Source organism: Cupriavidus sp. FW306-01-F10A (assembly GCF_058782785.1).
In genome coordinates this window covers 46,665-71,115 of record NZ_JBYSYA010000011.1, presented here as the reverse complement: position 1 = coordinate 71,115, position 24,451 = coordinate 46,665, and the positions used below count along the sequence as shown (strand labels likewise).

Genomic DNA, 24,451 nt, shown 5'->3' with positions numbered 1-24,451 from the left:
AATTCTCGGCGCCTGACTCCACACATGTGGCCCAGGCTGCGTCATTCCGGCGCGGTCGCGGCTCCCGGCAGGCCTTCCAGGACCCGCTCTATCTCCAGCGAGTCCTGCATGCGCCGGATGGCCGCATGCAGTTCGGCGGCCTGTGGCCAGGTCCGCTTGAGATAGCTGAGCCACAGTTTCACGCGCCCATGCTCATGGCACGAGGCGATACGGGCATGCAGCTTTTTCAGGTAGGTGGCGATCTGGCGCAGCACCAGCGGCCACTCCTGGTCTGACGGCGAACTGTCCATCAGCCCGCGAATGCGCAAGGCCAGGAAAGGATCGGACACGGCGCCGCGCCCGATCATCACGTCGGCGCAGCCGCTGACGGCCCGGCAACGCTCCCAGTCGGCGACGGTCCAGACATCTCCGTTGGCAATCACCGGCACGTCCACCGCCGCCGCAATGCGCGCGATCCAGTCCCAGTGGGCCGGCGGCCGGTAGCCATGGTCCCGCGTCCGGGCATGCACGACCAGCGACGCCGCGCCGCCTTCGGCCAGCGCCGTGGCGCAATCAATGGCCAGCGAGGTATCGGACACGCCCAGCCGCATTTTTGCCGTCACGGCGATATGGGCCGGCACCGCCGCGCGCACGGACGCAACGATCCGGTTCAACAACTCAGGGTTCGTCAGCAGCATGGCGCCGCCGCCATGCCGGTTGACGACCTTGGCGGGACAGCCGAAGTTCAGGTCGATGCCATGCGGCGACAAGGTGGCGGCATAGGCCGCATTGCGCGCCAGCCATTCCGGATCGCTGCCGAGCAACTGGATCACCATCGGCGTGCCGCTGCGGGTATAGCCGCCGGCGAGGATTTCGGGCGTATCGCGCTCGTAGACGCGGGCTGGAAGCAACGAACCCGTCACTCGGACGAACTCGGACACACAGCCGTCGTAGCCGCCGGTGTCGGTCAGCACGTCGCGCAAGACGTAGTCGGCAAGCCCTTCCATGGGGGCCAGGAACAGCCGGCTCATGGCGAAGCCTTCACCGAAGCGGAGAGCCGGGCCTTAAAGGCCGGACGAGCAAATTGGATAACGGAGGGCATGGGGTTTCGCGCACAAAAGGCGAGTCCACACTGAGCCGCCGCTGGAAGAAAGTTGCGTGATTGCGTGCGCCTGGGGGACGCAGACCGCGCATTCTACCTGCTTTGCGTCTGCCCACGGCCCGGGCTACCGCATCTAATTTCAGCAACGCGGCGAGGTACAAGACCGCTTGCTGAATGGGAACCCCGGCGACGTTAAAGCCCTTGGCGGTGGGATCAGCGAAATGCGCGTGGATCAAGTCGACCCGGCACGCTGATTTGGAAAGAGCACACAATCTGGCGGCCAATCTTGATCTGGAGTGAGCCATGAAAGAACCAACCCGCCCCTGGGACTCCGCTGAGCATCTGAGGAACGAGCAGGAGATCGCCGCCTACCTGGATGCCAGCCTGGCCGAGGCCGGCGACGACGATCGATTCATTGCCTACGCGCTCGGCGTGGTGGCACGCGCGCGCGCCATGACGCGACTGGCGCACGAGACGGGGCTTTCGCGCGAAAGCCTCTACCGCTCGCTGTCAGGCGAAGGCAATCCGGAGTTCGGGACGATCTGGAAGGTGATGCGGGCGCTGGCTGAGTGCCAGCCAGCGCGCGGGATATGCGGCGGACCGGGGCCCGCCGCTGCCGGTGTCCTACTTCTTGTCCGGCTGGTTGAACGGGAACGTCCCGAACATATTCTTGGCCTGGCTTTGCATCTGCTCCTGCATCTGCACGAACAGGTTCTTGCTCTGCTCGATGTAGTTGCTCATCATGCCCTGCATCATCGGGCCCTGCATGTTCATGAACTGCGACCACATGTCGGGGCTGAAGGTTTCGCCGGAATACAGGCCCTTGGAGTTCTCGGCCAGCTTGTTCTGGATGTCGATGAAGGCCTGGATGTTCTTTTCCAGGTAGGTGCCCATCATGCCCTGCATGGCATGGCCGTAGAAGCGGATGATCTGCGACAGCATCGCGCTGGAGAACATCGGCACGCCGCCCGTTTCTTCTTCCAGGATGATCTGCAGCAAGATGCTGCGGGTCAGTTCGTCACCAGACTTGGCGTCGACGACCTTGAATTCCTCTGAATCCATGACCAGCTGCTTGACGTCGGCCAGGGTGATGTAGGTGCTGGTCTGGGTGTCGTAGAGCCTGCGGTTCGGATACTTTTTGATCAGTCGCTCTGCGCCTTTTTTGGTCGTGGCCATCGGTGCTCTGTCCTTGTGTCATCGCTGTTTGCGCGCTGCTGCACCGCATGGGGTGCAGTGCGCAAATCGGTATCGCCCGCGCCATCTGCTTGTTGTCGTGCCGGCCATCTGGTGGCCCGTTCGCGCATGGCTGCGCGTGGCGGCCTGCAACCTCGCCCCCGCGAGGGCCGCGCTGCACGAACATGGTGCTGGCTGCGCCGCTGCCCTGATTCTATGCCCAACAAGGCACTAAGAAAAGCGACCGGGCTTAAGGAAAACCCGGTGAATTGGCGCAAAAAGGGAGGAATGCCGCGCTGGCAGAAACGATTCGCGGGCCTTGACGGCCCGCGAAACGGGCGGCGAAACGAAGCGCCCGCCGCCTTGTGCGCCGCGCTGGCTGCACCGCAATACGCGGGCGCCAGCGCCGGCTGCCGACTGGTTGAACCAGGCCGGCAGGTCAGCCCATATGCAGGCCGCCGTTGAGCGAGAAGTCGGCGCCGGTCGAGAAACCGGACTCCTCCGACGACAACCAGGCGCAGATCGAGGCGATCTCTTCCGGCAGGCCCAGGCGCTTGACCGGAATGGTCGCGACGATCTTGTCGAGCACGTCCTGGCGGATCGCCTTGACCATGTCGGTGGCGATATAGCCCGGAGAAACCGTGTTGACGGTCACGCCCTTGGTCGCCACTTCCTGCGCCAGCGCCATGGTGAAGCCATGCAGGCCGGCCTTGGCGGTGGAGTAGTTGGTCTGGCCGAACTGGCCCTTCTGCCCGTTCACCGACGAGATGTTGACGATGCGGCCCCAGCCACGGTCGGCCATGCCGTCGATCACCTGCTTGGTGACGTTGAACAGCGAGGTCAGGTTGGTGTCGATCACCGCATCCCAGTCGGCGCGGGTCATCTTGCGGAACACTACGTCGCGGGTGATACCGGCGTTGTTGATCAGCACATCGACCTCGCCGACCTCGGACTTGACCTTGTCGAATGCGGTCTTGGTCGAGTCCCAGTCAGCCACATTGCCTTCCGAGGCAATGAAATCGAAGCCCAGGGCCTTCTGCTGCTCCAGCCACTTTTCGCGGCGCGGCGAGTTGGGGCCGCAACCGGCCACCACACGAAAGCCATCCTTGGCCAGTCGCTGGCAAATGGCGGTTCCGATACCACCCATGCCGCCGGTCACATACGCAATGCGCTGAGTCATGTCCACTCCTTGATTGGCTCTTCGTTATCGTCGCCGGGTCCGCGCCAACCGCGCGCGGCCCCGGAAAACCCCTTCCTTATTTGCGCTCGACTGCCAGCGCCACGCCCATGCCGCCGCCGATGCACAGCGAGGCCAGGCCCTTCTTCGCGTCACGGCGCTTCATCTCGTGCAGCAGCGTCACCAGGATACGGCAGCCCGACGCGCCGATCGGGTGGCCGATGGCGATGGCGCCGCCGTTCACGTTGACCTTGGAGGTGTCCCAGCCCATCTGCTGGTGCACCGCCAGCGCCTGCGCGGCGAAGGCCTCGTTGATCTCCATCAGGTCCAGGTCCTGCGGGGTCCACTCGGCGCGCGACAGGGCGCGCTTGGAGGCCGGCACCGGGCCCATGCCCATCACCTTGGGATCGACACCGGCGTTGGCATAGCTCTTGATCGTGGCCAGCGGGGTCAGGCCCAGTTCCTTGGCCTTGGCCGCCGACATCACCACCACCGCGGCGGCGCCGTCGTTCAGGCCCGAGGCGTTGGCCGCGGTCACCGTGCCGGCCTTGTCGAAGGCGGGCTTGAGGCCGGACATGCTGTCCAGCGTGGCGCCCTGGCGCACGAACTCGTCGGTCTTGAAGGCCACCGGGTCGCCCTTGCGCTGCGGGATCAGCACCGGGACGATCTCTTCGTCAAACTTGCCGGCCTTCTGCGCGGCTTCGGCCTTGTTCTGCGAGCCGACGGCGAACTCATCCTGCGCCTCGCGCGTGATGCCGTATTCCTTGGCCACGTTCTCGGCGGTGATGCCCATGTGGTACTGGTTGTACACGTCCCACAGGCCGTCGACGATCATGGTGTCGATCAGCTTGGCATCGCCCATGCGGAAACCGTCGCGCGAGCCCGGCAGCACGTGCGGGGCGGCGCTCATGTTTTCCTGGCCGCCGGCCACCACGATCTCGGCGTCGCCCGCCATGATCGCGTTGGCGGCCAGCATCACGGCCTTCAGGCCCGAGCCGCACACCTTGTTGATGGTCATGGCCGGCACCATCGCCGGCAGGCCGGCCTTGATCGCGGCCTGGCGTGCGGGGTTCTGGCCCGAACCGGCGGTCAGCACCTGACCCATGATGACTTCGCTCACCTGCTCCGGCTTGACGCCGGCGCGCTCCAGCGCGGCCTTGATGACCACGGCACCCAGTTCCGGTGCCGGGATCTTGGCCAGCGAGCCGCCAAACTTGCCGACCGCGGTGCGGGCGGCGGATACGATGACAACGTCAGTCATTGTGTAGTCCTTTCAATGGAAACGGGAGGGAACCTGCAGGCCTGCCGGCGCCGTGCATGACGCACGCCGGCACTCATGCAAGCGTCATGCCTTGGCTTTGACGTATCGCCCAGGCGCGGGTTCGATCGCGCGATAGCGCGCATTGCCATAGTTGGCGGGCGCGGCGCGTTTCGCGCCGGCCTGCCCGGCCAGCCATGCGGTCCAGTCCGGCCACCAGCTGCCGTGATGCTCGGTGGCGCCGGCCAGCCATTGCTGCGGCGACTCCGGCAACGCATCGTTGGTCCAGTGGCTGCGCTTGTTCTTGGCCGGCGGGTTGATCACACCGGCGATATGGCCCGACGCACCCAGCACGAAGCGCAGCTTGTTCGCCAGCAGCGCGGTCGAGGCATAGGCCGCGGTCCACGGCACGATATGGTCTTCGCGCGAGCCGTAGATGTAGGTCGGCACGTCGATGCTGGCCAGGTCCACCGGCACGCCGCACACAGTCAGCTTGCCCGGCACCTTGAGCTCGTTCTGCAGGTAGGTGTGGCGCAGGTACCAGCAGTACCACGGCCCCGGCAGGTTGGTGGCGTCGCCGTTCCAGAACAGCAGGTCGAACGGCACCGGCGTGTTGCCCTTCAGGTAGTTGTCGACCACGTAGTTCCACACCAGGTCGTTCGGGCGCAGGAACGAGAAGGTGTTGGCCAGCTCAAGGCCACGCAGCAGCGCGCACGGCGCGCCGGCGGCGCCGCCCAGCGTGGCCTCGCGCAGCTGCACATGGCCCTCGTCGACAAAGACGTCGAGGATGCCGGTGTCGGCAAAGTCCAGCAGCGTGGTCAGCAGCGTGACGCTTGCGGCCGGGTGCTCGCCGCGCGCGGCCAGCACCGCCAGCGCGGTCGAGACAATGGTGCCGCCCACGCAGAAGCCGAGCACGTTGATCTTGTCCTGGCCGCTGATGTCGCGCGCGACTTCGATGGCGCGGATGGCCGCGTGCTCGATGTAGTCGTCCCAGGTGCTGCCGGCCATGCTGGCGTCCGGATTGCGCCACGACACCAGGAACACCGTATGTCCCTGCTCCACCACATGGCGCACCAGCGAGCTCTCCGGCTGCAGGTCCAGGATGTAGTACTTGTTGATGCACGGCGGCACCATCAGCAGCGGGCGCACGTGCACCTTGTCGGTCAGCGGCTTGTACTGCAACAGCTGGAAGTACTCGTTCTCGAAAACCACGGCGCCTTCGGTCACCGCGACATTGCGGCCGACCTCAAACGCGCTCTCGTCGGTCTGCGAGATCTTGCCGCGCGTCAGGTCTTCCATCATGTTGCGCACGCCGGCACGCAGCGATTCGCCGCCCGACTCGATCAGCAGGCGCTGCGCCTCGGGATTGGTGGCAAGGAAGTTGGCGGGCGACATCGCATCGACCCATTGCGAGATCGCGAAGCGGATGCGTTGGCGCGTCTTGGCATCGGCCTCGACGGCATCGGCCAGCTCGGTCAAGGCGCGCGCATTGAGCAGATAGAACGCGGCAGCGAAGCGATATGGGAGGTTGGTGCGCCATGCGTCGCCGGCGAAGCGCCGGTCGTGCAGCGGACCGGTGGCCTCGGCCTTGCCCTCGGCCATGGCCTGCCACAGGGCTGAGAAGTCCTTCATGTAGCGCTGCTGGATATCACCGAGCTGCGCCGGCGCGATCTTGACGCCTGCCAGCGCATCCAGGCCCGGAATGCCGGACGCGGCCGCGTGGCCGTTGCCTTCAGTGCCCTGCCACTGGTGGGACCATTCCAGCCATGTGGCTGGATCGAATGGCCCCGGCGTGAACTTGAATGGTTGGGACTTGCCTTCCTGAGTGGAAGCTGCCGCGCCTTTGCCGGTCGCCATGATTTGATTGTCTCTCTGCCGTCACTATTCGAACCGGCTCCGGGCATTGCCCTGGCCGGCACTTTGCATGGGGAGATGCTATCCGAATGGACCCGGCTTGCGCCTCCCCCAAAGCGGGAGGGTCTGCCGGCACATCTGCCCTGGAACTGGCGGGAAGCCCTCGACCGCACCTGCTGCGGCCGTGGCTTGCGTCCATTCCGATAGCGGCTCCCCTTTTATCCGGCAAGCGCGACATCCTCGCATGGCAACGCCATGCGCTATGCTTGCCGGAGAAACCTGGGAATCGTCAGCGATTCCGAGACATTTGAGCCCATTGTTGCCTTGCAACGCACGCGCTGTCAATGCGGGAATCCGCCTCGGCGCTGCGCGCTTCCCGACCTACCGGACGGTATGCAGCGCTCGCATCTGCCGAGGCCACAGAGCATAGGCGAGAAGGATGAATTTTTGATGTACATCGTGGCCATTGGCTGGCTCTACGTGGCGCTGATGATGGCGATCACCGAGCACAACGTGGTGGCAGGGGTTGCCACCTTCCTGATGTATGGCGTGGCACCGGTGGCGCTGGTGCTCTACATCATGGGCACGCCCGGCCGGCGCCGGCGCAAGGCCGAAGCCGAGCGCGCGCAGGCGGCCAGGGGCCAGGACGAGTGAGGCAGCGGCGGGCTCAGTCCGCCAGCCAGACCAGGCTGGCCATGCGGCCGGTCACGCCGTCGCGCCGATAGGAGTAGAAGCGACCGGCGTCGGCCACGGTGCAGGCGTCGCCGCCGTAGACCTCGGTGCAGCCGGCGCGCGCCAGCCGCGTGCGCGCCAGCGCATAGATGTCGGCAAGGTACTTGCCCGGGGCACCAGGGCGGAACGCTGCGGCAACCGCGGCCTGCTCATCGGCGCGTGCCTGGGCCAGGAAGGCATCGCGCACTTCGGCACCCACCTCGAACGCATCGGGGCCGATGGCCGGCCCCAGCCATGCCAGCCAGCGCGCGGCGCCGGCAGCGGCCTGCATCCGTGACAGCGTGGCTTCGATCACGCCGCTGCACAGGCCGCGCCAGCCCGCATGCGCCGCGCCCACCACCATACCCTGCGCATCGCACAGCAGCACCGGCAGGCAATCCGCCGTCATCACGGCGCAGACGTGGCCGGGTGCCAGCGCCAGGCTCGCGTCGGCCTGGGGCACGGGCGCGCCCGGGGCCGCAACATGGTCGACCGTGGCCACCGCGCAGCCATGCACCTGCTCCAGCCATTGCGGCATCGACGGCAGGCACGCGGCCAGCCGCGCACGGTTGCGCGCCACGTCGGCGGGGTCGTCGCCAACGTGGGTGCCCAGGTTCAGGCCGCCCGGGGCACCGCCGGCAAGCCCGTACGGGCCCTTGCTGACACCGCCCTGGCGCGTGGTTGACAACGCGCGCACACGCGCCGGCGCGGGCCAGTCAGGGACCAGCCAGGCGCGATCAGGCGCTGCGCTCATCGTCATCGTCGTCACCGTCTTCGTCATCACCGGCGTATTCCCAGTGGGCCTCGCCGCCTTCCCAGACTTCGTCCCAGCCTTCTTCTTCCTCGTCGGCCTGCGCGCTGTCAAAATCCAGCGCATCGATCAGCGCCTGCAGGTCTTGCGGCGGCTGCGCGGTCCAGGACATGCGCTTGCCGGTGGCCGGATGCACCAGGCCGAGCTGGTACGCATGCAGCGCCTGGCGCTCATACGGCACCGGCAGCGGTGCGCGGACTGCCGGGCGCTGCCCGCGCTGCGTGGCGCGGAAGTAGACCGGGTCGCCCACCAGCGGGTGGCCGATCGACTCGAAATGCACGCGGATCTGGTGTGTGCGGCCGGTCTCCAGCTTGCACATCACCATCGACACGAAGCCCCGCCCCAGCGGCACCGTGGCCAGCGTGCGGAAATGCGTGCGCGACGGCTTGCCGCTGGCGGTATGCACGACCGCCATGCGCGTGCGCTCGCGCGGGTCGCGGCCGATGGGCGCGTCGATGGTGCCCTCGTCATAGGTGCGGCCCCACACCAGCGCGATATAGGTGCGCTTGACCGTGCGCGCCTGCAGCTGGCGCACCAGGTCGGTCTGCGCGGTGAGCGAGCGCGCCACCACCATCAGGCCGGAGGTTTCCTTGTCGAGCCGGTGCACGATGCCCGCGCGCGGCAGCGACGCTGCGGCGGGGTCGCGGTGCAGCAACCCGTTAAGCACGGTGCCGCTCCAGTTGCCGGCTGCCGGATGCACCACCAGCCCGGCGGGCTTGTTGATCACCAGCAGGGTGTCGTCTTCATAGACCACGTCCAGCGGCACGTCCTCGGGCGAGAAAGCGGACGATTCCGGCGCGGCCTGCGGCTGGATCTCGATGCGGTTGCCCATCTGCACCGCATCGCGCGGCCGGCGCACGTGGCCGTCGACGCGCACCGCGCCGCTTTCGATCCACTGCTGCAGGCGGCTGCGTGAAAACTCGCTGAAGTGACGCGCGAGCAATTTATCGAGCCGCTCGCCATGCGAGGCGCTGTCCACCTCCAGCGACAGGGTCACGGCCGGCTCGGCAGCCGGCGCGCCGCCGGGCGGCGCCTCGGCAAGGTCTTCAAATTCCTCTGGACGGGCCTCGAAATCGGCCACGGACGCGGCTGCGCGCACCCGTTCTGGTGGAAGTCCTCCCACGCCAGCTCCTGCTTCGGGGTTGGGCTGGGGGCTTGGGCTATAATGCTTGACGCTATTTTTCTTCATCCGGGATACGATTGCCCATGCAATTGCAGAGCATGAAACGCGCGCGCTGGCGCACGACAATTGGAGCGGTTCTGCTCGCAGGCGGCTGCGTCATGCTGTCTGCATGCGGCCTGCTGGCGGACCAACCCGACGAGACCGCAGGCTGGTCGGCCAACAAATTATATTCGGAAGCCAAGGATGCGCTGGATGGCGGCGACTACACGCGTGCCGTCAAGCTGTATGAAAAGCTCGAAGGCCGCTATCCGTTTGGGCGCTATGCACAGCAGGCCCAGATCGATACCGCCTACGCCAACTACAAGGATGGTGAAACGGCAGCAGCCCTGGCTGCGGTGGACCGCTTCATCCAGCTGCACCCGAACCATCCCAATATCGATTACGCCTACTACCTCAAGGGCCTGATCAACTTCAACGACAACCTGGGCTGGCTGGGCCGCTTCTCGGGCCAGGACCTGAGCGAGCGCGACCCCAAGGCCGCGCGCGCCGCCTATGACGCGTTCAATACGCTGATCACGCGCTACCCGGAAAGCAAGTACACCCCCGACGCCACGCTGCGCATGCAGTACATCGTCAACTCGCTGGCCCAGCACGAAGTGCACGCTGCGCGCTACTACTACCGGCGCGGCGCGTACCTCGCCGCCGTCAACCGCGCCCAGCAGGCGCTGAAGGACTACGACGGCGCCCCGGCCAACGAAGAAGCGCTGTACATCATGGTCCGTTCATATGACGCGATGGGAATGAAGGACCTGCGCGACGACACCGCACGCGTGATGGAGCGCAATTTCCCGGACAGCGATTTCATCAAGTACGGCGCGCGCCGCAAGGACAAGTCCTGGTGGGAAGTGTTCTGACGCCGGCTGGCCAGCGGCCATAAAAAAACGGGACGTATCGGAGGATACGTCCCGTTTTTCTTTTTCCGGCACCTGTAGCGATCAGTCCGCTGCCGCGGCCTCCTTGCCGGGACCGCGCAGCGACTCCAGGAACCGCACCACCGTCGCTGCCTCACGCGTGCGCGTGAACGGCGGCAGGCTTTGCCAGATCTGCCGGCCATAGGGCTTCTCGACCAGCCGCGTATCGAAGATCGCCAGCACGCCGCGGTCCGATTCCGAACGGATCAACCGCCCCGCCCCCTGCTTGAGCGTGATCACCGCATGCGGCAGCTGGTGCACGGCAAACGGGCTCAGGCCCTTCTTCTGCAGCACTTCCATGCGCGCGGCCAGCACCGGGTCGTCGGGCGGCGCGAACGGCAGCTTGTCGATGATCACCAGCGACAGCGCCTCGCCGCGCACATCCACGCCCTCCCAGAAGCTCTGGCTTCCGACCAGCACCGCGTTGCCCAGCTCGCGGAAGCGGTCCAGCAATTCGGTGCGGCTGGCCTGGCCCTGCACCAGCAGCGGCAGGTTCAGGCCGCGCTCGGCAAACGCGTCATAGAGCAGGTCCGAGGCACGCTGCACCGCGCGCAGCGTGGTGCACAGCAGGAAGGTGCGTCCGCCGGCGGCCTCGATCAGCGGCAATGCCGCCTGCACCACCGCGTCGGTGAACTGCGGCGACTGCGGCTGCGGCATATCGCGCGGCACATAGAGCAGCCCCTGCTTCGCGTAATCGAACGGGCTGGGCAGCGTCAGCGAGCGGTCCTTGTCGAGCCCCAGCTGCGCCGCGTAGTGGGTGAAATTCCCCTTCACCGACAGCGTCGCCGAGGTGAAAACCCAGGCGCGCGGCTGGCCGTCGCGCTGGCGCGTGAAGATCGGCGCGATCGACAGCGGCGTGCGGTGCAGCTGCACAGTATGCGAGAACACCTCGACCCAGCGCACGGTTTCAGGGCCGGCGGGCAGCGCCGGCGCGGCTTCGCCTTCGCCCTCGGTCGGCTGCGGTGCCGGCGCGGGCGCGGCATCGGCGCGCCACGCGGCCAGCTTGTTGGCCAGCTCCAGCGCGCGGCGGTGGCATTGCTGCAGCGATTCGGCACGCTCGGCCTGGCTTTCGAGCATCTCGACGAAGTCTGACAGGGCCTCGTCCAGCGCATCGAGCGTTTCGTTGAAAGGCTCGGCGATACGGCGGTCGGCCTCGATCTGGCCCAGCGCCAGCCGCGCATTGTCCTTGCTGAAGGCCAGGCGCAGGTCGCGCGCGGCGCGCTCCAGCGGCGCGGCCAGCGCAACCCAGTCCACCGCATCGCGCGCGTGCGACAGGCCTTCGGCCACGGTATCGCGGGCGATTTCCAGCAGCTGGCTGGTGGACAGCGTCTCGCCGAAGAACAGCGTGGCGGTCTCGGGCAGCTGGTGGGCTTCGTCGAAGATCACGGTGTTGGCGGCCGGCAGCAGTTCCGCCATGCCGGTGTCGCGCAGCACCACGTCGGCAAAGAACAGGTGATGGTTGACCACCACCACGTCGGCCTGCTGCGCTTCCTTGCGCGCGCGCATCACAAAGCATTCCTTGTAATGCGGGCATTCCGATCCCAGGCAGTTGTCGCGCGTGGAGGTCACCAGCTGCCATACCGGCGCGTTCTCGGGAACGGACGCCAGCTCGGCCTTGTCGCCGGTGGAGGTTTCCTTGATGAAGCGGCCGATGTCGCGCAGCCACGCCGCATCCTGGCGCGACGCCAGGCGGCCGTTGGCCTGCGCGCGTTCCAGGTGGTAGTGGCAGACGTAGTTGGCGCGGCCCTTGAGCAGCGCCACCGAGACCGGCACGTTCAGCGCATGGCGCACGGTGGGGATGTCGCGCAGGAAGAGCTGGTCCTGCAGGTTCTTGGTGCCGGTCGACAGGATCACCTTGCCGCCCCACAGCATCGCCGGCACCAGGTAGGCGTAGGTCTTGCCGGTGCCGGTGCCCGCTTCGACGATGACGGAATCGTTCTGCACGATCGCGTCGGCGACGGCCTCGGCCATCTTGTGCTGCGAGGCGCGCGGCCGGTAGCCGGGAATCGCCTGGGCCAGCGTGCCGGTATCGGCAAAGATGGTGGCCAGTTCCGCGCCGCGGCTGGCGACGTCGTCGGCGGGCGCGGCAGGCGCGGGCGACCCGGCGTCGGTCAGGCTGACGGCTTCGGACGGCTCAGGAGAATCTGGAAGATCGGACAAGGCAGGGGGAGAATTTTGTATGGGCCGCCGGACAGCGCCGGCGGCGATCGGCAAGCCTGGCGCGGATGCGCTCAGGCCGGCACGTCGGGTTCGAGCTGCAGCTGCAGCAGCGTGATGGCGTCCTTCAGCTTGAGGCGGCGCTTCTTCAGCCGGCGCAGCTGCAGTTCGTCATGGACGGCATCGTTGGCAAGCCGGTCGATCAGGAAATCCAGATCGCGGTGCTCGATCTGCAACTCCATGATGCGCCGCTCCAGGGTATTCAGGTTGCTGTCCATCTATGCCTCCGCTGCGCAGTCACGGTGCCGGACCTCAAAAGCCGAACGGGCGCGGCGCCGATGCCTGCCCCTGTTGCTCCTTCGCCTTGGCGCGGCGCTCTTCCAGCTCCTTCTGGCGCCGTTCGAGGTCGCGCTGCTTGGCCTCGTATGCCTTGGCATTCTCCTGCCGCTGGCGGGCCTGCTCGGCGCCCTTCTGCTGGGCCTCCTGCATGCGGGCATCGAAGTCAGACTGCTTCTTTTCGTACGCCTGCGCATTGGCGGCACGCTGCGGCGCCTCGCCCTGGCGCTGCGCCTCGCGCAGCTGCTGTTCCTGCTGCTTCTTCTGGAAGGCCTCGCGGCTGGACTGCTCGCTGGCCGAGCGCTTCGGCTGGCTGGCCTCGAACTCGGCGTTGCGCACCGCCTGTTCGCGGTCGCGCTCGGCGGCGCGGTAGGCGCGTTCGGCCTCGCCTACCTCCAGTTCGCGCTTGCGCAGCACCTGCAGCTCCTCGCGCTGGACTTCCTTGGCGCTGTTGATGCAGTGGTTGACAAAGAACTTGCCGTAGCACTCGCGCTCGGCGGCGGCAAAGCGGTAGTTGGTCCAGGCGCGCGAATCCTCGACGGCCTTGCGTTCGGCGGCAAAGTCGCGCTGGCCGTTGGCGGCGGGTGGCGCCGCGGGCGCGGAAGCCTGGGCGCGCGCCTCGCGCAGCGGCATCAGCACGGCGCATGCAGCCACGGCCAGTGCAGCCAGGCGGCCGAAGCGGAACAGGGAAGTTTCAGGCACGTTGGCGAAGGTTGGCATGGCCAGGATGGTGGCCTTGGCGGCGGCCGGGCGGGACTTGACGATCATGACCGGATTCTAGCATCCGGGCCGGGCACCGGCCTGCCCTGCCGGGCCGGTGCGGACGTGCGCGGGACGCCGCCCGCCCCGCACCCGCTGCGCGCCCTGGCTGATCCCTCGCGCGCTTGTGGCAAAATGCCCCGCTTTCGACTGACTGCGTTTTTCGCCGCGCTCTCCGATGTCCAACCTGCCCGCATCCGTCTCGCAAAAGATCGTCTCGCTCATCGCGGCTGAACTGTCCGTGCAGCCCCGCCAGGTGGCCGCGGCCGTGGCGCTGCTCGACGAAGGCGCCACCGTGCCCTTCATCGCCCGCTACCGCAAGGAAGTGACCGGCAACCTGGATGACACGCAACTGCGCAACCTGGAAGAGCGCCTGCTGTACCTGCGCGACATGGAAGACCGCCGCGCTGCCATCCTCGCCTCGATCCAGGAACAAGGCAAGCTGACGCCCGAGCTGCAAGCCGCCATCGAGGCCGCCGAAACCAAGCAGACGCTGGAAGACCTCTACCTGCCCTACAAGCCCAAGCGCCGCACCCGCGCCCAGATCGCACGCGAATGCGGGCTGGAGCCGCTGGCGCTGGCGCTGCTGGCCGATCCCACGCTGGACCCGCAGGCCGAGGCCGCCAAGTACGTCAACGGCAACCCCACCGCCGACGGCGGCGTGCCCGACGTCAAGGCCGCGCTGGACGGCGCGCGCGACATCCTGTCCGAGCAGTTCGGCGAGACCGCGGAACTGCTGGGCAAGCTGCGCGAGCACCTGTGGATCAACGGCGTGGTGTCCTCCACCGTGATGGAAGGCAAGGAAACCGCCGAGGAAGAGAAGTTCCGCGACTACTACGCCTACAGCGAGACCATCCGCACGGTGCCGTCGCACCGCGCGCTGGCGCTGTTCCGCGGCCGCAACGCGGGCGTGCTGATGGTCAAGCTGGGCCTGGGCGAAGAACAGGACGCGATGGTGCCGCACCCGTGCGAAGGCATGATCGCGCGCCATGTCGGCATCCAGCAGTTGGGCCGCCCGGCCGACAAGTGGCTGGGCGATGTATGCCGCTGGTGCTGGCGCGTCAAGGTGCAGCCCCACCTGGAAACCGAACTGCTGACACAGCTGCGCGAAACCGCAGAGAACGAAGCCATCAAGGTGTTCGGCCGCAACCTGCATGAGCTGCTGCTGGCCGCGCCGGCCGGGCCCAAGTCGGTGATGGGCGTCGACCCGGGCATCCGCACCGGCTGCAAGATCGCCGTGGTGGACAGCACCGGCAAGCTGCTGGACACCGCCACCATCTACCCGCACGAGCCGCGCCGCGACTGGAACGGCTCGCTCGCCACGCTGGCGCGCCTGGCAAAGCAGCACAATGTGGCGCTGGTGTCGATCGGCAACGGCACCGCCAGCCGCGAAACCGACAAGCTGGTGCAGGACCTGATGAAGCAAATGCCCGAGCTGAAGCTGACCAAGATCGTGGTCAGCGAGGCCGGCGCTTCGGTGTATTCGGCGTCGGAGCTGGCCGCCAAGGAATTCCCGGACCTGGACGTGTCGCTGCGCGGCGCGGTATCGATTGCCCGCCGGCTGCAGGATCCGCTGGCCGAACTGGTCAAGATCGATCCCAAGTCGATCGGCGTGGGCCAGTACCAGCATGACGTCAACCAGCGCGAGCTGGCGCGGGCGCTGGACGCCGTGGTCGAAGACTGCGTCAACGCCGTGGGCGTGGACGTCAACACCGCCTCGGCGCCGCTGCTGGCGCGCGTGTCGGGCCTGAACACGGTGCTGGCGCGCAATATCGTCGAGTTCCGCGACGCCAATGGCGCCTTCCCCAACCGCGACGCGCTGAAAAAGGTGCCGCGCCTGGGCGACAAGACCTTCGAGCAGGCGGCCGGCTTCCTGCGCATCAACGACGGCGACAATCCGCTGGACCGCTCCTCGGTGCACCCGGAAGCGTATCCGGTGGTGCAGCGCATCCTGGAACACGTGAAGAAGGGCCTGCGCGACGTGATGGGCAACCGCGACGCGCTGCGCGGCCTGTCGCCGACGCAGTTCACCGACGACTCCTTCGGCCTGCCGACCGTGCGCGACATCCTGTCCGAGCTGGAAAAGCCGGGCCGCGATCCGCGCCCCGAGTTCAAGACCGCAACCTTCCAGGAAGGCGTGGAAGACGTGAAGGACCTGCAGCCCGGCATGGTGCTGGAAGGCGTGGTCACCAACGTGGCGGCCTTCGGCGCCTTTGTCGATATCGGCGTGCACCAGGACGGCCTGGTCCACATCTCGGCGCTGTCCAGCAAGTTCGTCAAGGACGCGCACGAGGTGGTCAAGGCCGGCCAGATCGTCAAGGTCAAGGTGATGGAGGTCGACGTCAAGCGCAACCGCATCGGCCTGTCGATGCGCCTGGACGACGAGCCCGGCCAGGCCGCGGCGCGTGCCGGCGGCGACCGTGGTGACCGCGGCGGCCAACGCAACGGCGGCGGCAAGGGCTTCAACGGCGGCCGCCGCGAGGCGGAACCGGCCGGCGCCATGGCCGCGGCCTTCGCCAAGCTCAAGCGTTAAGCCGCAAGCCGATTGGCAGGACGCCCCGCTCGCGCCACCGTGCGGGGCGTCGTCGTTTTCAGCCGCCGTGCGCGATGCGCACGGCCAGGCCCTTGCCGGCGCCATCGGTACGGTTGGCGAACACAATCTCCAGCCCATGCAGCCGCGCCACGCGCTGCGCGATCGAAATGCCGAGGCCGTGGCCCTGCTCACGCTGCCCCGATCCGCTCCGGAAGAAGCGGTCGCCCAGCCGCGCCAGCACGTCAGGCGCGACGCCCGGGCCCTGGTCGCGCACGGTGACGCTGTCGGGCCGGAAATCGATGGTCACCAGCGCGCCCGGCGGGCTGTAGCGGATGGCGTTGTCAAGCAGGTTGCGCAGCAGCAGCGACAGCAGGTTGGTGTCCCCCGCCACCGGCAATGGCGCCTGCCCTTCCGGGGGCCACTCCAGCTCGACGTCGACCTGCTTCTGCTGCGCCAGCGCCAGGCAGTCGGACAGCGCCTGCTGCGCTACCGGAACCCAGTTGACCGCCTGGCGCGACGGCAGGCCGGCAGCATCTTCCAGCCGGCTCAGCGTCAGCAGCTGCGACACCAGCCGGCTGATGCGGTCGATGCCGGTAGCCACGTTGGCGCGTGCCTGCGCGCGCTCGGCGTCATCGGCCGAGCGCTCGGCGATTTCCCACTGCGCCTTCAGCGCGGCCAGCGGCGTGCGCATCTCATGGGCCGCATCGGCGGTGAGGCGCCGTTCATGCTCGATCGAATCCGACACGCGCGCCAGCAGGCGGTTCATCGCGTGCACCAGCGGCACCAGTTCGCCCGGCACGGCCTGCAGGCTGAGCGGCCGGCGGTCTTCGGGGGCACGGCCTTCGATATCGGTCGACAACGCGCGCACCGGCGCCAGCGCGCGCCGCATGAACCAGATCAGCAGGCCGATCAGCACCGGCAGGCCCGCTGCCCACGGCAGCACCTGCGCGGCGATATAGGACAGGATCAGCTCGTCGCGCTCGGCCAGTTGCTGGCCCACGCAGACGCGCCAGCCCGTGTCGGGATCATCGAGGTAGTAAAGCCGCCAGGGCTGCCTGTCGATGGTGACGTCGGTAAAGCCCTTCACACCGGGCGCACGCGGCAGCAGGTCGCCCTCGGGATCGATATGCAAGGGCTTGCCGTCCGGCAGCCAGGCGGCGATGGCAAGATCGCCCAGGCCGGCATCGCCCTGGTCACCCTCGACCAGCCCTGGCAGCCGGGTGCGCGACGGCGCCGCGGCGACGTCCACCAGCGGCACCACCGAATGCATCTGCAGCGCCATGCGCACCATGTCGGTGTCATAGAGTTCATTGATCTCGTGCCGGGCGCGCACGTAGGTCATGCCGATGGTCAGCAGCCACACCACCGGCGCGGCGATCAACACCGCAAGGATGAGCCGGCGCTGCAACGTCATGTGCAGTCCTCGGCCGCGCCCAGCGTGTAGCCGGCGCCGCGGAAGGTGCGCACGATCTTGGGATGGATCTTGCGGCGCAGGTGGTGGATATGGACTTCCAGCGCGTTGCTTTCAACGCCGCCCTGCCAGTCATAAAGCTTGTCGCGCAGGAAGTCGCGCGTCAGCAGCCGGTTGGGGTGCGCCAGCAGCAGCTCCAGCAGCATGGCTTCGCGGCTGGTCAGCTCCAGGGGCTTGCCCTGCCAGTACGCCTGGCGCGCGGCCGGGTGGAATTCCAGCGCACCGTGCTTCCACACTGGCGACGACAGGCCCGCGGCGCGGCGGGTCACGGCACGCAGCCGGGCCGCCAGCTCATCGAGCGCGACCGGCTTGACCAGGTAGTCGTCGGCACCGGCGTCAAGGCCGCCGATGCGGCTGTCGATCGCATCGCGCGCGGTCAGCACGATCACCGGGATGCGGCAGCCGCGCGCACGCCAGCGCGCGAGCAGCGACATGCCGTCTTCCCCAGGCAGGCCCAGGTCCAGCACCACGGCATCGTAGCGGACCACGCCGAGCGCATGGTCGGCTTCGGCACCGGTGCTGAACCAGTCGACCGCATAGCAGAGCAGCTGCAGGCCGCGCCGCAGCCCGTCGCCCAGCATCGGGTCGTCTTCAACGATAAGGATTCTCATATTCTCGGGTGGCCCGGACGTATCACGGTATTGTGCGCGCCCCGTCTTAATGTGCCATTAAGGTTCGCGAATTATCCTGCGCTCACTTTGCAGGCGCCCCGCTGTTCAACGCGGCGCGGGCCGCCAGCGTGGACATGGCCTCGCCGGCAAGCGCCTGCACGCCGCCACGCGCACCATCACTCACCCTCCCCCTTCACGCCGAGCCGTTTGCGCATCATGCACCGTTCCGACCGCCTCGCCGCCGAGCCCGGGCTCATCAGCGCCCGGCCCGCCGCGCCGTGGCATGCCACGCGGCTGGCGGGCGTGCCCGCGGTGACGCTCGGGCTGGTGGTGCTGGCGTTCGCGCTGCTTTGGTTCGGCACGCTGGGCATGCGCCACCTGCTCGGGCCCGACGAGGGCCGCTATGCCGAGATCGCCCGCGAGATGCTGAGCACGGGCGACTGGGTCACGATCCGCTACAACGGGCTGAAGTACTTCGAGAAGCCGCCGTTCCATATGTGGGCCACGGCGGTGTCGTACGCGCTGTTCGGCATCGGCGACTGGCAGGCGCGGCTGTGCGTGGCGCTGGCCGGCATCGCCGGGCTGGGAATATCGATGCTGGCCGCCGCGCGCTGGTTCGGCGCGCGTGCGGGCTTGCTGGCCGGACTAGTGCTGGCAAGCGCGCCCATGTGGAACCTCGCCGCGCACTTCAATACGCTGGACATGACGCTGTCCGGCAGCATGGCCTGCGTGCTCGCGTGCATGCTGCTGGCCCAGCATCCGCACGCCACGGCGCCGGCGCGCCGCCGCTGGATGCTGGCGTGCTGGGCGGCCATGGGCGTGGCGGTGCTGACCAAGGGGCTGGTCGGGCTGGCGCTGCCGGGACTGGTGCTGGTGGCGTACACCTGCGTGACGCGCGACCTCGCGCTGTGGCGCCGCCTGCATGCGCCGGCCGGCATCGCCCTGATGCTGCTGGTGGCGATGCCTTGGTACTGGCTGGTGGCGCGGCGCAATCCGGAATTCCTGCGCTTTTTCTTTATCCACGAGCACTGGCAGCGCTACACCTCGACCGTGCATGCGCGCAAGGGCGCGCTGTGGTACTTCATGCCGCTGCTGGTGGGCGGCTTCCTGCCGTGGCTCGGGCTGGTTCCCGGCATGGTCCGCGCGGTCGGGCAGCGCGCCGGCGTGGTTGGCGCGGGTGGGTCCAGGCCGTTCCAGCCTGCGCTGATGGCAGGGCTGTGGGCGGTGTCGATCTTCGTGTTCTTCAGCCTGTCGGGTTCGAAGCTGCCCGGCTACATCCTGCCGCTGTTTCCCGCACTGGCGATCCTGGCGGGCGCAGCGCTGGCGCGGACCGGCGACCAACCCTGGCGCAGGCAGCTGTGCGCCATGCTGGCGGTGGGAGCGATCGGCCTGCTGGCAAGCCCGGTCGTGGCCACGCTGGATTCCAACAACACCCCCAACGCGCTGTACCGCGCGTATGCCGCATGGGTGGCGCTGGCATTCGCGCTGGTGCTCGGCAGCGCCGCCATCGGGCTGTGGCTGCTGCGGCGGCATGGACGCCTGGCCAGCATCACGGCCTATGCATTCGGCATGCTGCTGGCGTTCTCCACCGCCTTGCTGGGCCATGAAGCGATCGGCCGCTCCGCCTCGGGCATCGACATGGTGGCGCCGATCGAACGCGTGCTGCGCCCCGGCATGCCGCTCTACGGCGTCGGCATGCTCGACCATACCCTGCCCTTCTACCTGCGCCATCCGCTCACCATGGTGGCGCAGGCCGACGAGCTCGCTTTCGGCGCCGGACAAGAGCCGCAGAAGTGGCTGCCGACCCTCGATGCCTTCGTCGATGCCTGGCAGCATGGCCCGCGTGCCATCGCGCTGCTCTCGCCGCAGTCATTTTCTGAACTGAGCGCGCGCGTGCCGATGCATGTCGTTGCGCGCGACTGGCGCCGCGTGGCCGTCGCCAACTTCCCCCTCGCCGGCGCGCGCTAGCCACGCCGGCGCCTCCCGATTTCCCCTGCCATTCGTCAAATCCAATGCAAGGCAAGAAAGTACTGATCCTCGGCGTCAACGGCTTCATCGGCCATCACCTGACGCGCCGCATCCTGGAAACCACGCCGTGGGAGGTCTACGGCATGGACATGTCGTCCGACCGCCTCGGCGACCTCGTCGACCATCCGCGCATGCACTTCTTCGAGGGTGACATCACCATCAACAAGGAGTGGATCGAGTACAACATCCGCAAGTGCGACGTGGTGCTGCCGCTGGTGGCCATCGCCACCCCGGCCACCTACGTGCGCCAGCCGCTGCGCGTGTTCGAGCTGGACTTCGAGGCCAACCTGCCGATCGTGCGCGCCGCGGTCAAGTACGGCAAGCACCTGGTGTTCCCGTCGACCTCCGAGGTCTACGGCATGTGCAGCGATGAAGAGTTCGACCCCGAGGCCTCGCCGCTGGTCTACGGCCCGATCAACAAGCCGCGCTGGATCTATGCCTGCTCCAAGCAGCTGATGGACCGCGTGATCCACGCCTACGGCATGGAGCAAGGCCTGAACTACACCCTGTTCCGTCCGTTCAACTGGATCGGCGCGGGGCTGGATTCGATCTTCGAATCGAAGGAAGGCTCGTCGCGCGTGGTGACGCAGTTCCTCGGCCATATCGTGCGCGGCGAGCCGATCAAGCTGGTCGACGGCGGCGCCCAGCAGCGCGCCTTTGCCGATATCGCCGACGGCATCGACGCGCTGATGCGCATCATCGAGAATCCTAACGGCGTGGCCAGCGGCAAGATCTACAACATCGGCAACCCGGGCAATATCCACTCGGTGCGCGAACTGGCCGAGATGATGCTGAAGATGGCAGCCGACTACCCGGAATACGCGGAGAAAGCGCGCAAGACGCAGATCATCGAGACCTCCTCGGGCGACTTCTACGGCAAGGGCTACCAGGATGTGCAGCACCGCGTGCCGAAGATCGGCAACACCATCGAAGAACTGGGCTGGAAGCCCGGGATCAGCATGGAGGCGTCGCTGCGGCGGATCTTCGAGGCGTATCGCACGCACGTGACGGAGGCAAGGACGTTGGTGAACCAGGGATGAGTTTCGACACGTGGCGCAGCCCGAGGCACTTGCCTGACCGTGAGTGCTCCCTCTCCCGCAAGCGGGAGAGGGAGCACTCACGCAGCGTGCCCAAGCACCAGGCACGCGCGCAGCCTCAGCCGGCCGACACCTCGATCCGCCGCGGCCTCGCCTCTTCCCTGCGCGGGATCGTCAGCTTCAGCACGCCGTCCTGCAGGTTGGCCTCGATGCGCGAAGCGTCGAGATCCGGGCTGAGCGTAAACGTGCGCGCATAGCGCGGCTGCCGAATCTCGGCAAGCTGCACGCGCAGGCTCGCGGGCGTCGGCACGACGGCTTCGCCTTCGATGCGCAGGCTGCTGTCGTGCACGTTGACCTCGAGGTTCTCGCGCGGCACGCCGGGCAGATCCGCCCACAGCGTGACCCCGGCGGGAGTCTCGTAGATATCGACCGCGGGCACCAGCGTCATGGCCTGGGTTTCCGCGCGACGTTGCGCGACAGCGCCCTGGTCACCCTGGCCGCTTGCGTTCTGGTCGCGCTGGACGACCTGGTTCGAATCGCTCATGGCTTCCTCCTCACGTTAGCTGACGGTGATCGCGCGCGGACGCGACGCTTCGCGCTTGCCTACGCTGATCGACAGGCAGCCGTTGGCATAGCGTGCCTGCACCTTGTCGGGATCGGCCGACTGCGGCAATTCGATCACGCGGCGGAAACTGCCGAAGAAGCGCTCCTGCGCATAGGGCCGCACCTCGGCTGCGCCTTCCGGCTGCACCTGGGCTCGCTCGCCGCTGATGGTCAGCAGGCCCTTGTCGATCGATACCTCGAGCTGGTCCGTCTTGATGCCGGGTGCGAACACCACGATCTCGATCGAGTCATCGGTCGTGCCGATATTCAGCGGAGGGAAACCCCCGAAACGCCCGGAGCGCAGGCTGGTTGGAAACCCGCCGAAGAGATTCGCCATCTGCCGTTGCATCCGGTCGAATTCACTGAACGGGTCGGTCCCGAAAAAGAAGTCACTCATGGTTAGATCCTCCTTCTATGCAGCGGGGAGGCGCAGGACCCTGATGTAGTGCACCTGGTCTCCTGCCAGGCCGCTGCAAACCAACGGAAAACACGCAGTGCCGCGTTGCCGCGACGACTGGGCAATCCATAATTAGTGCTGTCCCGCGCGGATTTCAAGGGGGGCGGATAGCGGGAAAATCGGACGCTGGCAGGTACGGGTGGCGCATGGCAGGCAGGCGGCGCAAGCCGGGCAAAAAGCAAAACCCCCGGATCGCCTGGCGGCGCGTCCGGGGGTTGCTGAGGCTCGACGGAAGCGGGCGCCGGGGCCCGCGCGTTCAGATCTCGACCTTGGTGCCCAGCTCCACCACCCGGTTGGCCGGAATCTGGAAGAAGTCCGACGGCTTGGCGCCGTTCTGGTGCATCCAGGCGAACAGGCTCTCGCGCCACATCGGCATGCCCGGCAGCTTGGACGGAATCACCGATTCGCGCGCGATGAAGAATGAGGTCTCCATCAGCTCGAAGTGCATGCCAAGCTTGCGGTCGGCCAGGTCCAGCACCCTCTGCACATCGGGCGTTTCCTTGAAGCCGTATTCGGACTTCAGGATAAAGACGCCGCCGCCCAGGTCCTTGCAGCTCAGGCGCTGGTCGTCGTCAACGTAGGGGATGTCGCGCGTGACGAAGGTCAGGAACACCACGCGCTCATGCAGCACGCGGTTGTGCTTCAGGTTGTGCAGCAGCGATACCGGCACGGCCTCGGTATTGCCGGTCAGGAACACCGCGGTGCCCTCGACCCGGTGCGGCGGGTGCGCCAGCAGCCCGGCGATAAAGGGTTCGAGCGGGATGCCGTCTTCCAGGCTGCGCGCGCGCAGCAGCTTGCGGCCGCTGTACCAGGTCATCAGCAGGAAGAACGTGGCGCTGCCCAGCAGCAGCGGGAACCAGCCGCCTTCGGCAACCTTGAGCAGGTTGGCGGCAAAGAACGCAAGGTCCACCAGGATGAAGCCCAGCCCGACCACCGCGACCAGCGCGGGGTTCCACTTCCAGACGTTGCGCATGCACACCGCGGCCAGGACGGTGGTGATGACCATGGTGGTGGTCACGGCGATGCCGTAGGCGGCGGCCAGGTTCTCTGACTTCTTGAACGAGATCACCACGCCGATCACCAGCACCAGCAGCAGCCAGTTGATCACCGGCAGGTAGATCTGGCCGATCTCGGCAGCCGAGGTGTAGCGCACGCGCATGCGCGGCAGGAAGCCCAGCTGGATCGCCTGGCTGGTCAGCGAGAATGCACCGGAGATCACCGCCTGCGAGGCGATCACGGTGGCGCAGGTGGCCAGCAGCACCATCGGGATCTGCAGCAGCTCAGGCACCATCAGGTAGAACGGGTTCTCGGCGCCGGCCGGGTTGTGCAGCAGCATCGCGCCCTGGCCAAAGTAGTTCAGCATCAGGCAGGGCATCACCAGCGCGAACCAGCCGATGCGGATCGGGCGCGCGCCGAAGTGGCCCATATCGACGTACAGCGCCTCCGCCCCGGTCAGCACCAGGAATACGGAGCCCAGCACGATAAAGGCCTGCAGCGCATGCTCCACCAGGAAGGTGACCGCGTAGTACGGGTTGACCGCCTTCAGGATTTCAGGCGCCTGCACCAGCTGGTAGATCCCCAGCGCACCCAGCGCCAGGAACCAGGCGGTCATGATCGGCCCGAACAGCTTGCCCATGGTGGCGGTGCCGTGGCGCTGGATCAGAAACAGCGCCGCCAGGATCACCAGTGTGATCGGTATCACGAACTGCGACAGCTGCGGCGCGGCGATCTCCAGCCCTTCCACCGCCGACAGTACCGAGATCGCCGGCGTGATGACCGCGTCACCGTAGAACATGCAGGCGCCGAAGATGCCCAGCATCATCAGCATCCTGGCCTTGCCGGAGCGTGGTGCCACGGTGCGCAGCACCAGTGCCATCAGCGCCAGCACGCCGCCTTCGCCGTCGTTGTCGGCCCGCATCACGAAGACCACGTACTTGATCGAGACCACGATGATCATGGCCCAGAACAGCATCGAGATAATGCCCAGCACGGCCTCCGGGCTGAACATGATGCCGTGCTCCTTGCTGAAGCACTCCTTGAGGGCATACAGCGGGCTGGTGCCGATGTCGCCGAAGACGACGCCTACCGCGCCGAGCACCAGGGCGCGCGTGCTCGGGCTCTCGACAAAATAATGGCTGGTTGTGGATTGGGTCATGAAATTGGGTCTGCTCGACCAGGTCGCCGGCAGGTTTGTTGGCTCTGCCGCGGCCCGGTCCCATCCAGCGCAACAGCTTGCTGCGCCCGTTTCCGGTTCTGCTTGCGGTTCTTATTGCATTGCACAAACGCGCGCAATTCTAGAT

Annotated in this window: 20 protein-coding genes and 1 pseudogene; 6 read left to right on the top strand and 15 right to left on the bottom strand. The window is 67.2% G+C overall.

The genetic code is table 11. The features are described 5' to 3' along the window. Nucleotides 1-41: 41 nt before the first annotated feature. The gene (locus tag AC3WLF_RS17405) at nt 42-1,010 is read right to left on the bottom strand and encodes a tRNA dihydrouridine synthase (protein WP_492321367.1); all 969 of its coding nucleotides are present in this window, start codon (nt 1,008-1,010) and stop codon (nt 42-44) included. Nucleotides 1,011-1,384: 374 nt separating this feature from the next. Here AC3WLF_RS17405 and AC3WLF_RS17400 point away from each other — a divergent pair. Continuing rightward, nucleotides 1,385-1,645, top strand: a pseudogene (locus tag AC3WLF_RS17400) (addiction module antidote protein); the annotation flags it as partial. A 60-nt stretch (nt 1,646-1,705) separates the two neighbouring features. Here AC3WLF_RS17400 and phaR read toward each other — a convergent pair. The 4 genes from phaR to AC3WLF_RS17380 form a co-directional block, all read right to left on the bottom strand. Next, the gene (gene phaR / locus AC3WLF_RS17395) at nt 1,706-2,257 is read right to left on the bottom strand and encodes a polyhydroxyalkanoate synthesis repressor PhaR (protein ID WP_010810130.1); all 552 of its coding nucleotides are present in this window, start codon (nt 2,255-2,257) and stop codon (nt 1,706-1,708) included. A 436-nt stretch (nt 2,258-2,693) separates the two neighbouring features. Then, complete coding sequence (locus AC3WLF_RS17390) at nt 2,694-3,434, bottom strand: 3-ketoacyl-ACP reductase (protein WP_010810131.1); 741 nt, start codon at nt 3,432-3,434, stop codon at nt 2,694-2,696. 76 nt (nt 3,435-3,510) lie between these two features. Next, complete coding sequence (locus AC3WLF_RS17385) at nt 3,511-4,692, bottom strand: acetyl-CoA C-acetyltransferase (protein ID WP_492321365.1); 1,182 nt, start codon at nt 4,690-4,692, stop codon at nt 3,511-3,513. An 84-nt stretch (nt 4,693-4,776) separates the two neighbouring features. Continuing rightward, nucleotides 4,777-6,546, bottom strand: coding sequence for a class I poly(R)-hydroxyalkanoic acid synthase (locus AC3WLF_RS17380; protein ID WP_492321364.1), 1,770 nt, complete (start codon nt 6,544-6,546; stop codon nt 4,777-4,779). A 447-nt stretch (nt 6,547-6,993) separates the two neighbouring features. On the opposite strand from AC3WLF_RS17380, the gene AC3WLF_RS17375 reads away from it, so the two are divergent. Further along, nucleotides 6,994-7,197, top strand: a complete 204-nt coding sequence (locus AC3WLF_RS17375) for a hypothetical protein (protein WP_492358561.1) — start codon at nt 6,994-6,996, stop codon at nt 7,195-7,197. Between the two features lie 13 nt (nt 7,198-7,210). Here the strand turns inward: AC3WLF_RS17375 and pgeF are convergent, their stop codons facing one another. Further along, nucleotides 7,211-8,008 carry a peptidoglycan editing factor PgeF gene (gene pgeF / locus AC3WLF_RS17370; protein WP_492321408.1) on the bottom strand — a complete coding sequence of 266 codons (798 nt, stop codon included), beginning with the start codon at nt 8,006-8,008 and terminating at the stop codon, nt 7,211-7,213. Then, nucleotides 7,992-9,254 (bottom strand): RluA family pseudouridine synthase, encoded by a 1,263-nt coding sequence (locus AC3WLF_RS17365; protein ID WP_492321362.1) that lies wholly within the window; start codon nt 9,252-9,254, stop codon nt 7,992-7,994. The genes pgeF and AC3WLF_RS17365 overlap by 17 nt, the downstream gene beginning before the upstream one ends. 17 nt (nt 9,255-9,271) lie before the next feature. Here AC3WLF_RS17365 and AC3WLF_RS17360 point away from each other — a divergent pair, with 17 nt between their 5' ends. Further along, the gene (locus AC3WLF_RS17360) at nt 9,272-10,102 is read left to right on the top strand and encodes an outer membrane protein assembly factor BamD (RefSeq protein WP_011615082.1); all 831 of its coding nucleotides are present in this window, start codon (nt 9,272-9,274) and stop codon (nt 10,100-10,102) included. A gap of 81 nt (nt 10,103-10,183) precedes the next feature. Here the strand turns inward: AC3WLF_RS17360 and yoaA are convergent, their stop codons facing one another. From yoaA to AC3WLF_RS17345, 3 genes are all read right to left on the bottom strand, one after another. Next, nucleotides 10,184-12,319: a DNA repair helicase YoaA gene (gene yoaA / locus AC3WLF_RS17355; protein WP_492321361.1), complete on the bottom strand. Its 2,136-nt coding sequence runs from the start codon at nt 12,317-12,319 to the stop codon at nt 10,184-10,186. A gap of 71 nt (nt 12,320-12,390) precedes the next feature. Continuing rightward, nucleotides 12,391-12,594 (bottom strand): DUF465 domain-containing protein, encoded by a 204-nt coding sequence (locus AC3WLF_RS17350; RefSeq protein ID WP_010810139.1) that lies wholly within the window; start codon nt 12,592-12,594, stop codon nt 12,391-12,393. A 34-nt stretch (nt 12,595-12,628) separates the two neighbouring features. After that, nucleotides 12,629-13,420 carry a hypothetical protein gene (locus AC3WLF_RS17345; protein WP_492358560.1) on the bottom strand — a complete coding sequence of 264 codons (792 nt, stop codon included), beginning with the start codon at nt 13,418-13,420 and terminating at the stop codon, nt 12,629-12,631. Nucleotides 13,421-13,589: 169 nt separating this feature from the next. Here AC3WLF_RS17345 and AC3WLF_RS17340 point away from each other — a divergent pair, with 169 nt between their 5' ends. Continuing rightward, a complete protein-coding gene (locus AC3WLF_RS17340; RefSeq protein WP_492358559.1) occupies nt 13,590-15,944 on the top strand; it encodes a Tex family protein in 2,355 nt (784 codons plus the stop codon). Between the two features lie 58 nt (nt 15,945-16,002). Here the strand turns inward: AC3WLF_RS17340 and AC3WLF_RS17335 are convergent, their stop codons facing one another. Then, the gene (locus AC3WLF_RS17335) at nt 16,003-17,358 is read right to left on the bottom strand and encodes an ATP-binding protein (RefSeq protein WP_492321358.1); all 1,356 of its coding nucleotides are present in this window, start codon (nt 17,356-17,358) and stop codon (nt 16,003-16,005) included. After that, on the bottom strand, nt 17,355-18,026 hold the full coding sequence (locus tag AC3WLF_RS17330) for a response regulator (protein WP_492358558.1): 672 nt from the start codon (nt 18,024-18,026) through the stop codon (nt 17,355-17,357). The genes AC3WLF_RS17335 and AC3WLF_RS17330 overlap by 4 nt, the downstream gene beginning before the upstream one ends. A 216-nt stretch (nt 18,027-18,242) precedes the next feature. On the opposite strand from AC3WLF_RS17330, the gene AC3WLF_RS17325 reads away from it, so the two are divergent. Together AC3WLF_RS17325 and AC3WLF_RS17320 are read left to right on the top strand one after the other, a co-directional pair. Beyond that, on the top strand, nt 18,243-19,994 hold the full coding sequence (locus AC3WLF_RS17325; RefSeq protein WP_492358557.1) for a glycosyltransferase family 39 protein: 1,752 nt from the start codon (nt 18,243-18,245) through the stop codon (nt 19,992-19,994). Nucleotides 19,995-20,038: 44 nt separating this feature from the next. Next, entirely contained in the window at nt 20,039-21,094 is a 1,056-nt protein-coding gene (locus tag AC3WLF_RS17320; RefSeq protein ID WP_492358556.1) for a bifunctional UDP-4-keto-pentose/UDP-xylose synthase, read from the top strand. A gap of 115 nt (nt 21,095-21,209) precedes the next feature. Here AC3WLF_RS17320 and AC3WLF_RS17315 read toward each other — a convergent pair whose 3' ends face one another. The 3 genes from AC3WLF_RS17315 to AC3WLF_RS17305 form a co-directional block, all read right to left on the bottom strand. Then, nucleotides 21,210-21,635 carry an Hsp20/alpha crystallin family protein gene (locus AC3WLF_RS17315; protein WP_492353116.1) on the bottom strand — a complete coding sequence of 142 codons (426 nt, stop codon included), beginning with the start codon at nt 21,633-21,635 and terminating at the stop codon, nt 21,210-21,212. Between the two features lie 15 nt (nt 21,636-21,650). Then, complete coding sequence (locus AC3WLF_RS17310; RefSeq protein ID WP_492320550.1) at nt 21,651-22,091, bottom strand: Hsp20/alpha crystallin family protein; 441 nt, start codon at nt 22,089-22,091, stop codon at nt 21,651-21,653. 316 nt (nt 22,092-22,407) lie between these two features. After that, nucleotides 22,408-24,306, bottom strand: a complete 1,899-nt coding sequence (locus AC3WLF_RS17305; RefSeq protein WP_492320549.1) for a potassium transporter Kup — start codon at nt 24,304-24,306, stop codon at nt 22,408-22,410. Nucleotides 24,307-24,451: the final 145 nt, after the last annotated feature.

Coding starts and splice junctions, on each gene's coding strand:
- AC3WLF_RS17335 (WP_492321358.1), bottom strand. CDS start 17,358: ATGACGTTGCAGCGCCGGCTCATCCTTGCGGTGTTGATCGCCGCGCCG.
- pgeF (WP_492321408.1), bottom strand. CDS start 8,008: ATGAGCGCAGCGCCTGATCGCGCCTGGCTGGTCCCTGACTGGCCCGCG.
- AC3WLF_RS17330 (WP_492358558.1), bottom strand. CDS start 18,026: ATGAGAATCCTTATCGTTGAAGACGACCCGATGCTGGGCGACGGGCTG.
- AC3WLF_RS17385 (WP_492321365.1), bottom strand. CDS start 4,692: ATGACTGACGTTGTCATCGTATCCGCCGCCCGCACCGCGGTCGGCAAG.
- AC3WLF_RS17365 (WP_492321362.1), bottom strand. CDS start 9,254: ATGAAGAAAAATAGCGTCAAGCATTATAGCCCAAGCCCCCAGCCCAAC.
- AC3WLF_RS17320 (WP_492358556.1), top strand. CDS start 20,039: ATGCAAGGCAAGAAAGTACTGATCCTCGGCGTCAACGGCTTCATCGGC.
- AC3WLF_RS17405 (WP_492321367.1), bottom strand. CDS start 1,010: ATGAGCCGGCTGTTCCTGGCCCCCATGGAAGGGCTTGCCGACTACGTC.
- AC3WLF_RS17360 (WP_011615082.1), top strand. CDS start 9,272: ATGCAATTGCAGAGCATGAAACGCGCGCGCTGGCGCACGACAATTGGA.
- AC3WLF_RS17380 (WP_492321364.1), bottom strand. CDS start 6,546: ATGGCGACCGGCAAAGGCGCGGCAGCTTCCACTCAGGAAGGCAAGTCC.
- AC3WLF_RS17310 (WP_492320550.1), bottom strand. CDS start 22,091: ATGAGTGACTTCTTTTTCGGGACCGACCCGTTCAGTGAATTCGACCGG.
- AC3WLF_RS17340 (WP_492358559.1), top strand. CDS start 13,590: ATGTCCAACCTGCCCGCATCCGTCTCGCAAAAGATCGTCTCGCTCATC.
- AC3WLF_RS17325 (WP_492358557.1), top strand. CDS start 18,243: ATGCACCGTTCCGACCGCCTCGCCGCCGAGCCCGGGCTCATCAGCGCC.
- phaR (WP_010810130.1), bottom strand. CDS start 2,257: ATGGCCACGACCAAAAAAGGCGCAGAGCGACTGATCAAAAAGTATCCG.
- AC3WLF_RS17305 (WP_492320549.1), bottom strand. CDS start 24,306: ATGACCCAATCCACAACCAGCCATTATTTTGTCGAGAGCCCGAGCACG.
- AC3WLF_RS17350 (WP_010810139.1), bottom strand. CDS start 12,594: ATGGACAGCAACCTGAATACCCTGGAGCGGCGCATCATGGAGTTGCAG.
- AC3WLF_RS17345 (WP_492358560.1), bottom strand. CDS start 13,420: ATGATCGTCAAGTCCCGCCCGGCCGCCGCCAAGGCCACCATCCTGGCC.
- AC3WLF_RS17390 (WP_010810131.1), bottom strand. CDS start 3,434: ATGACTCAGCGCATTGCGTATGTGACCGGCGGCATGGGTGGTATCGGA.
- AC3WLF_RS17375 (WP_492358561.1), top strand. CDS start 6,994: ATGTACATCGTGGCCATTGGCTGGCTCTACGTGGCGCTGATGATGGCG.
- AC3WLF_RS17315 (WP_492353116.1), bottom strand. CDS start 21,635: ATGAGCGATTCGAACCAGGTCGTCCAGCGCGACCAGAACGCAAGCGGC.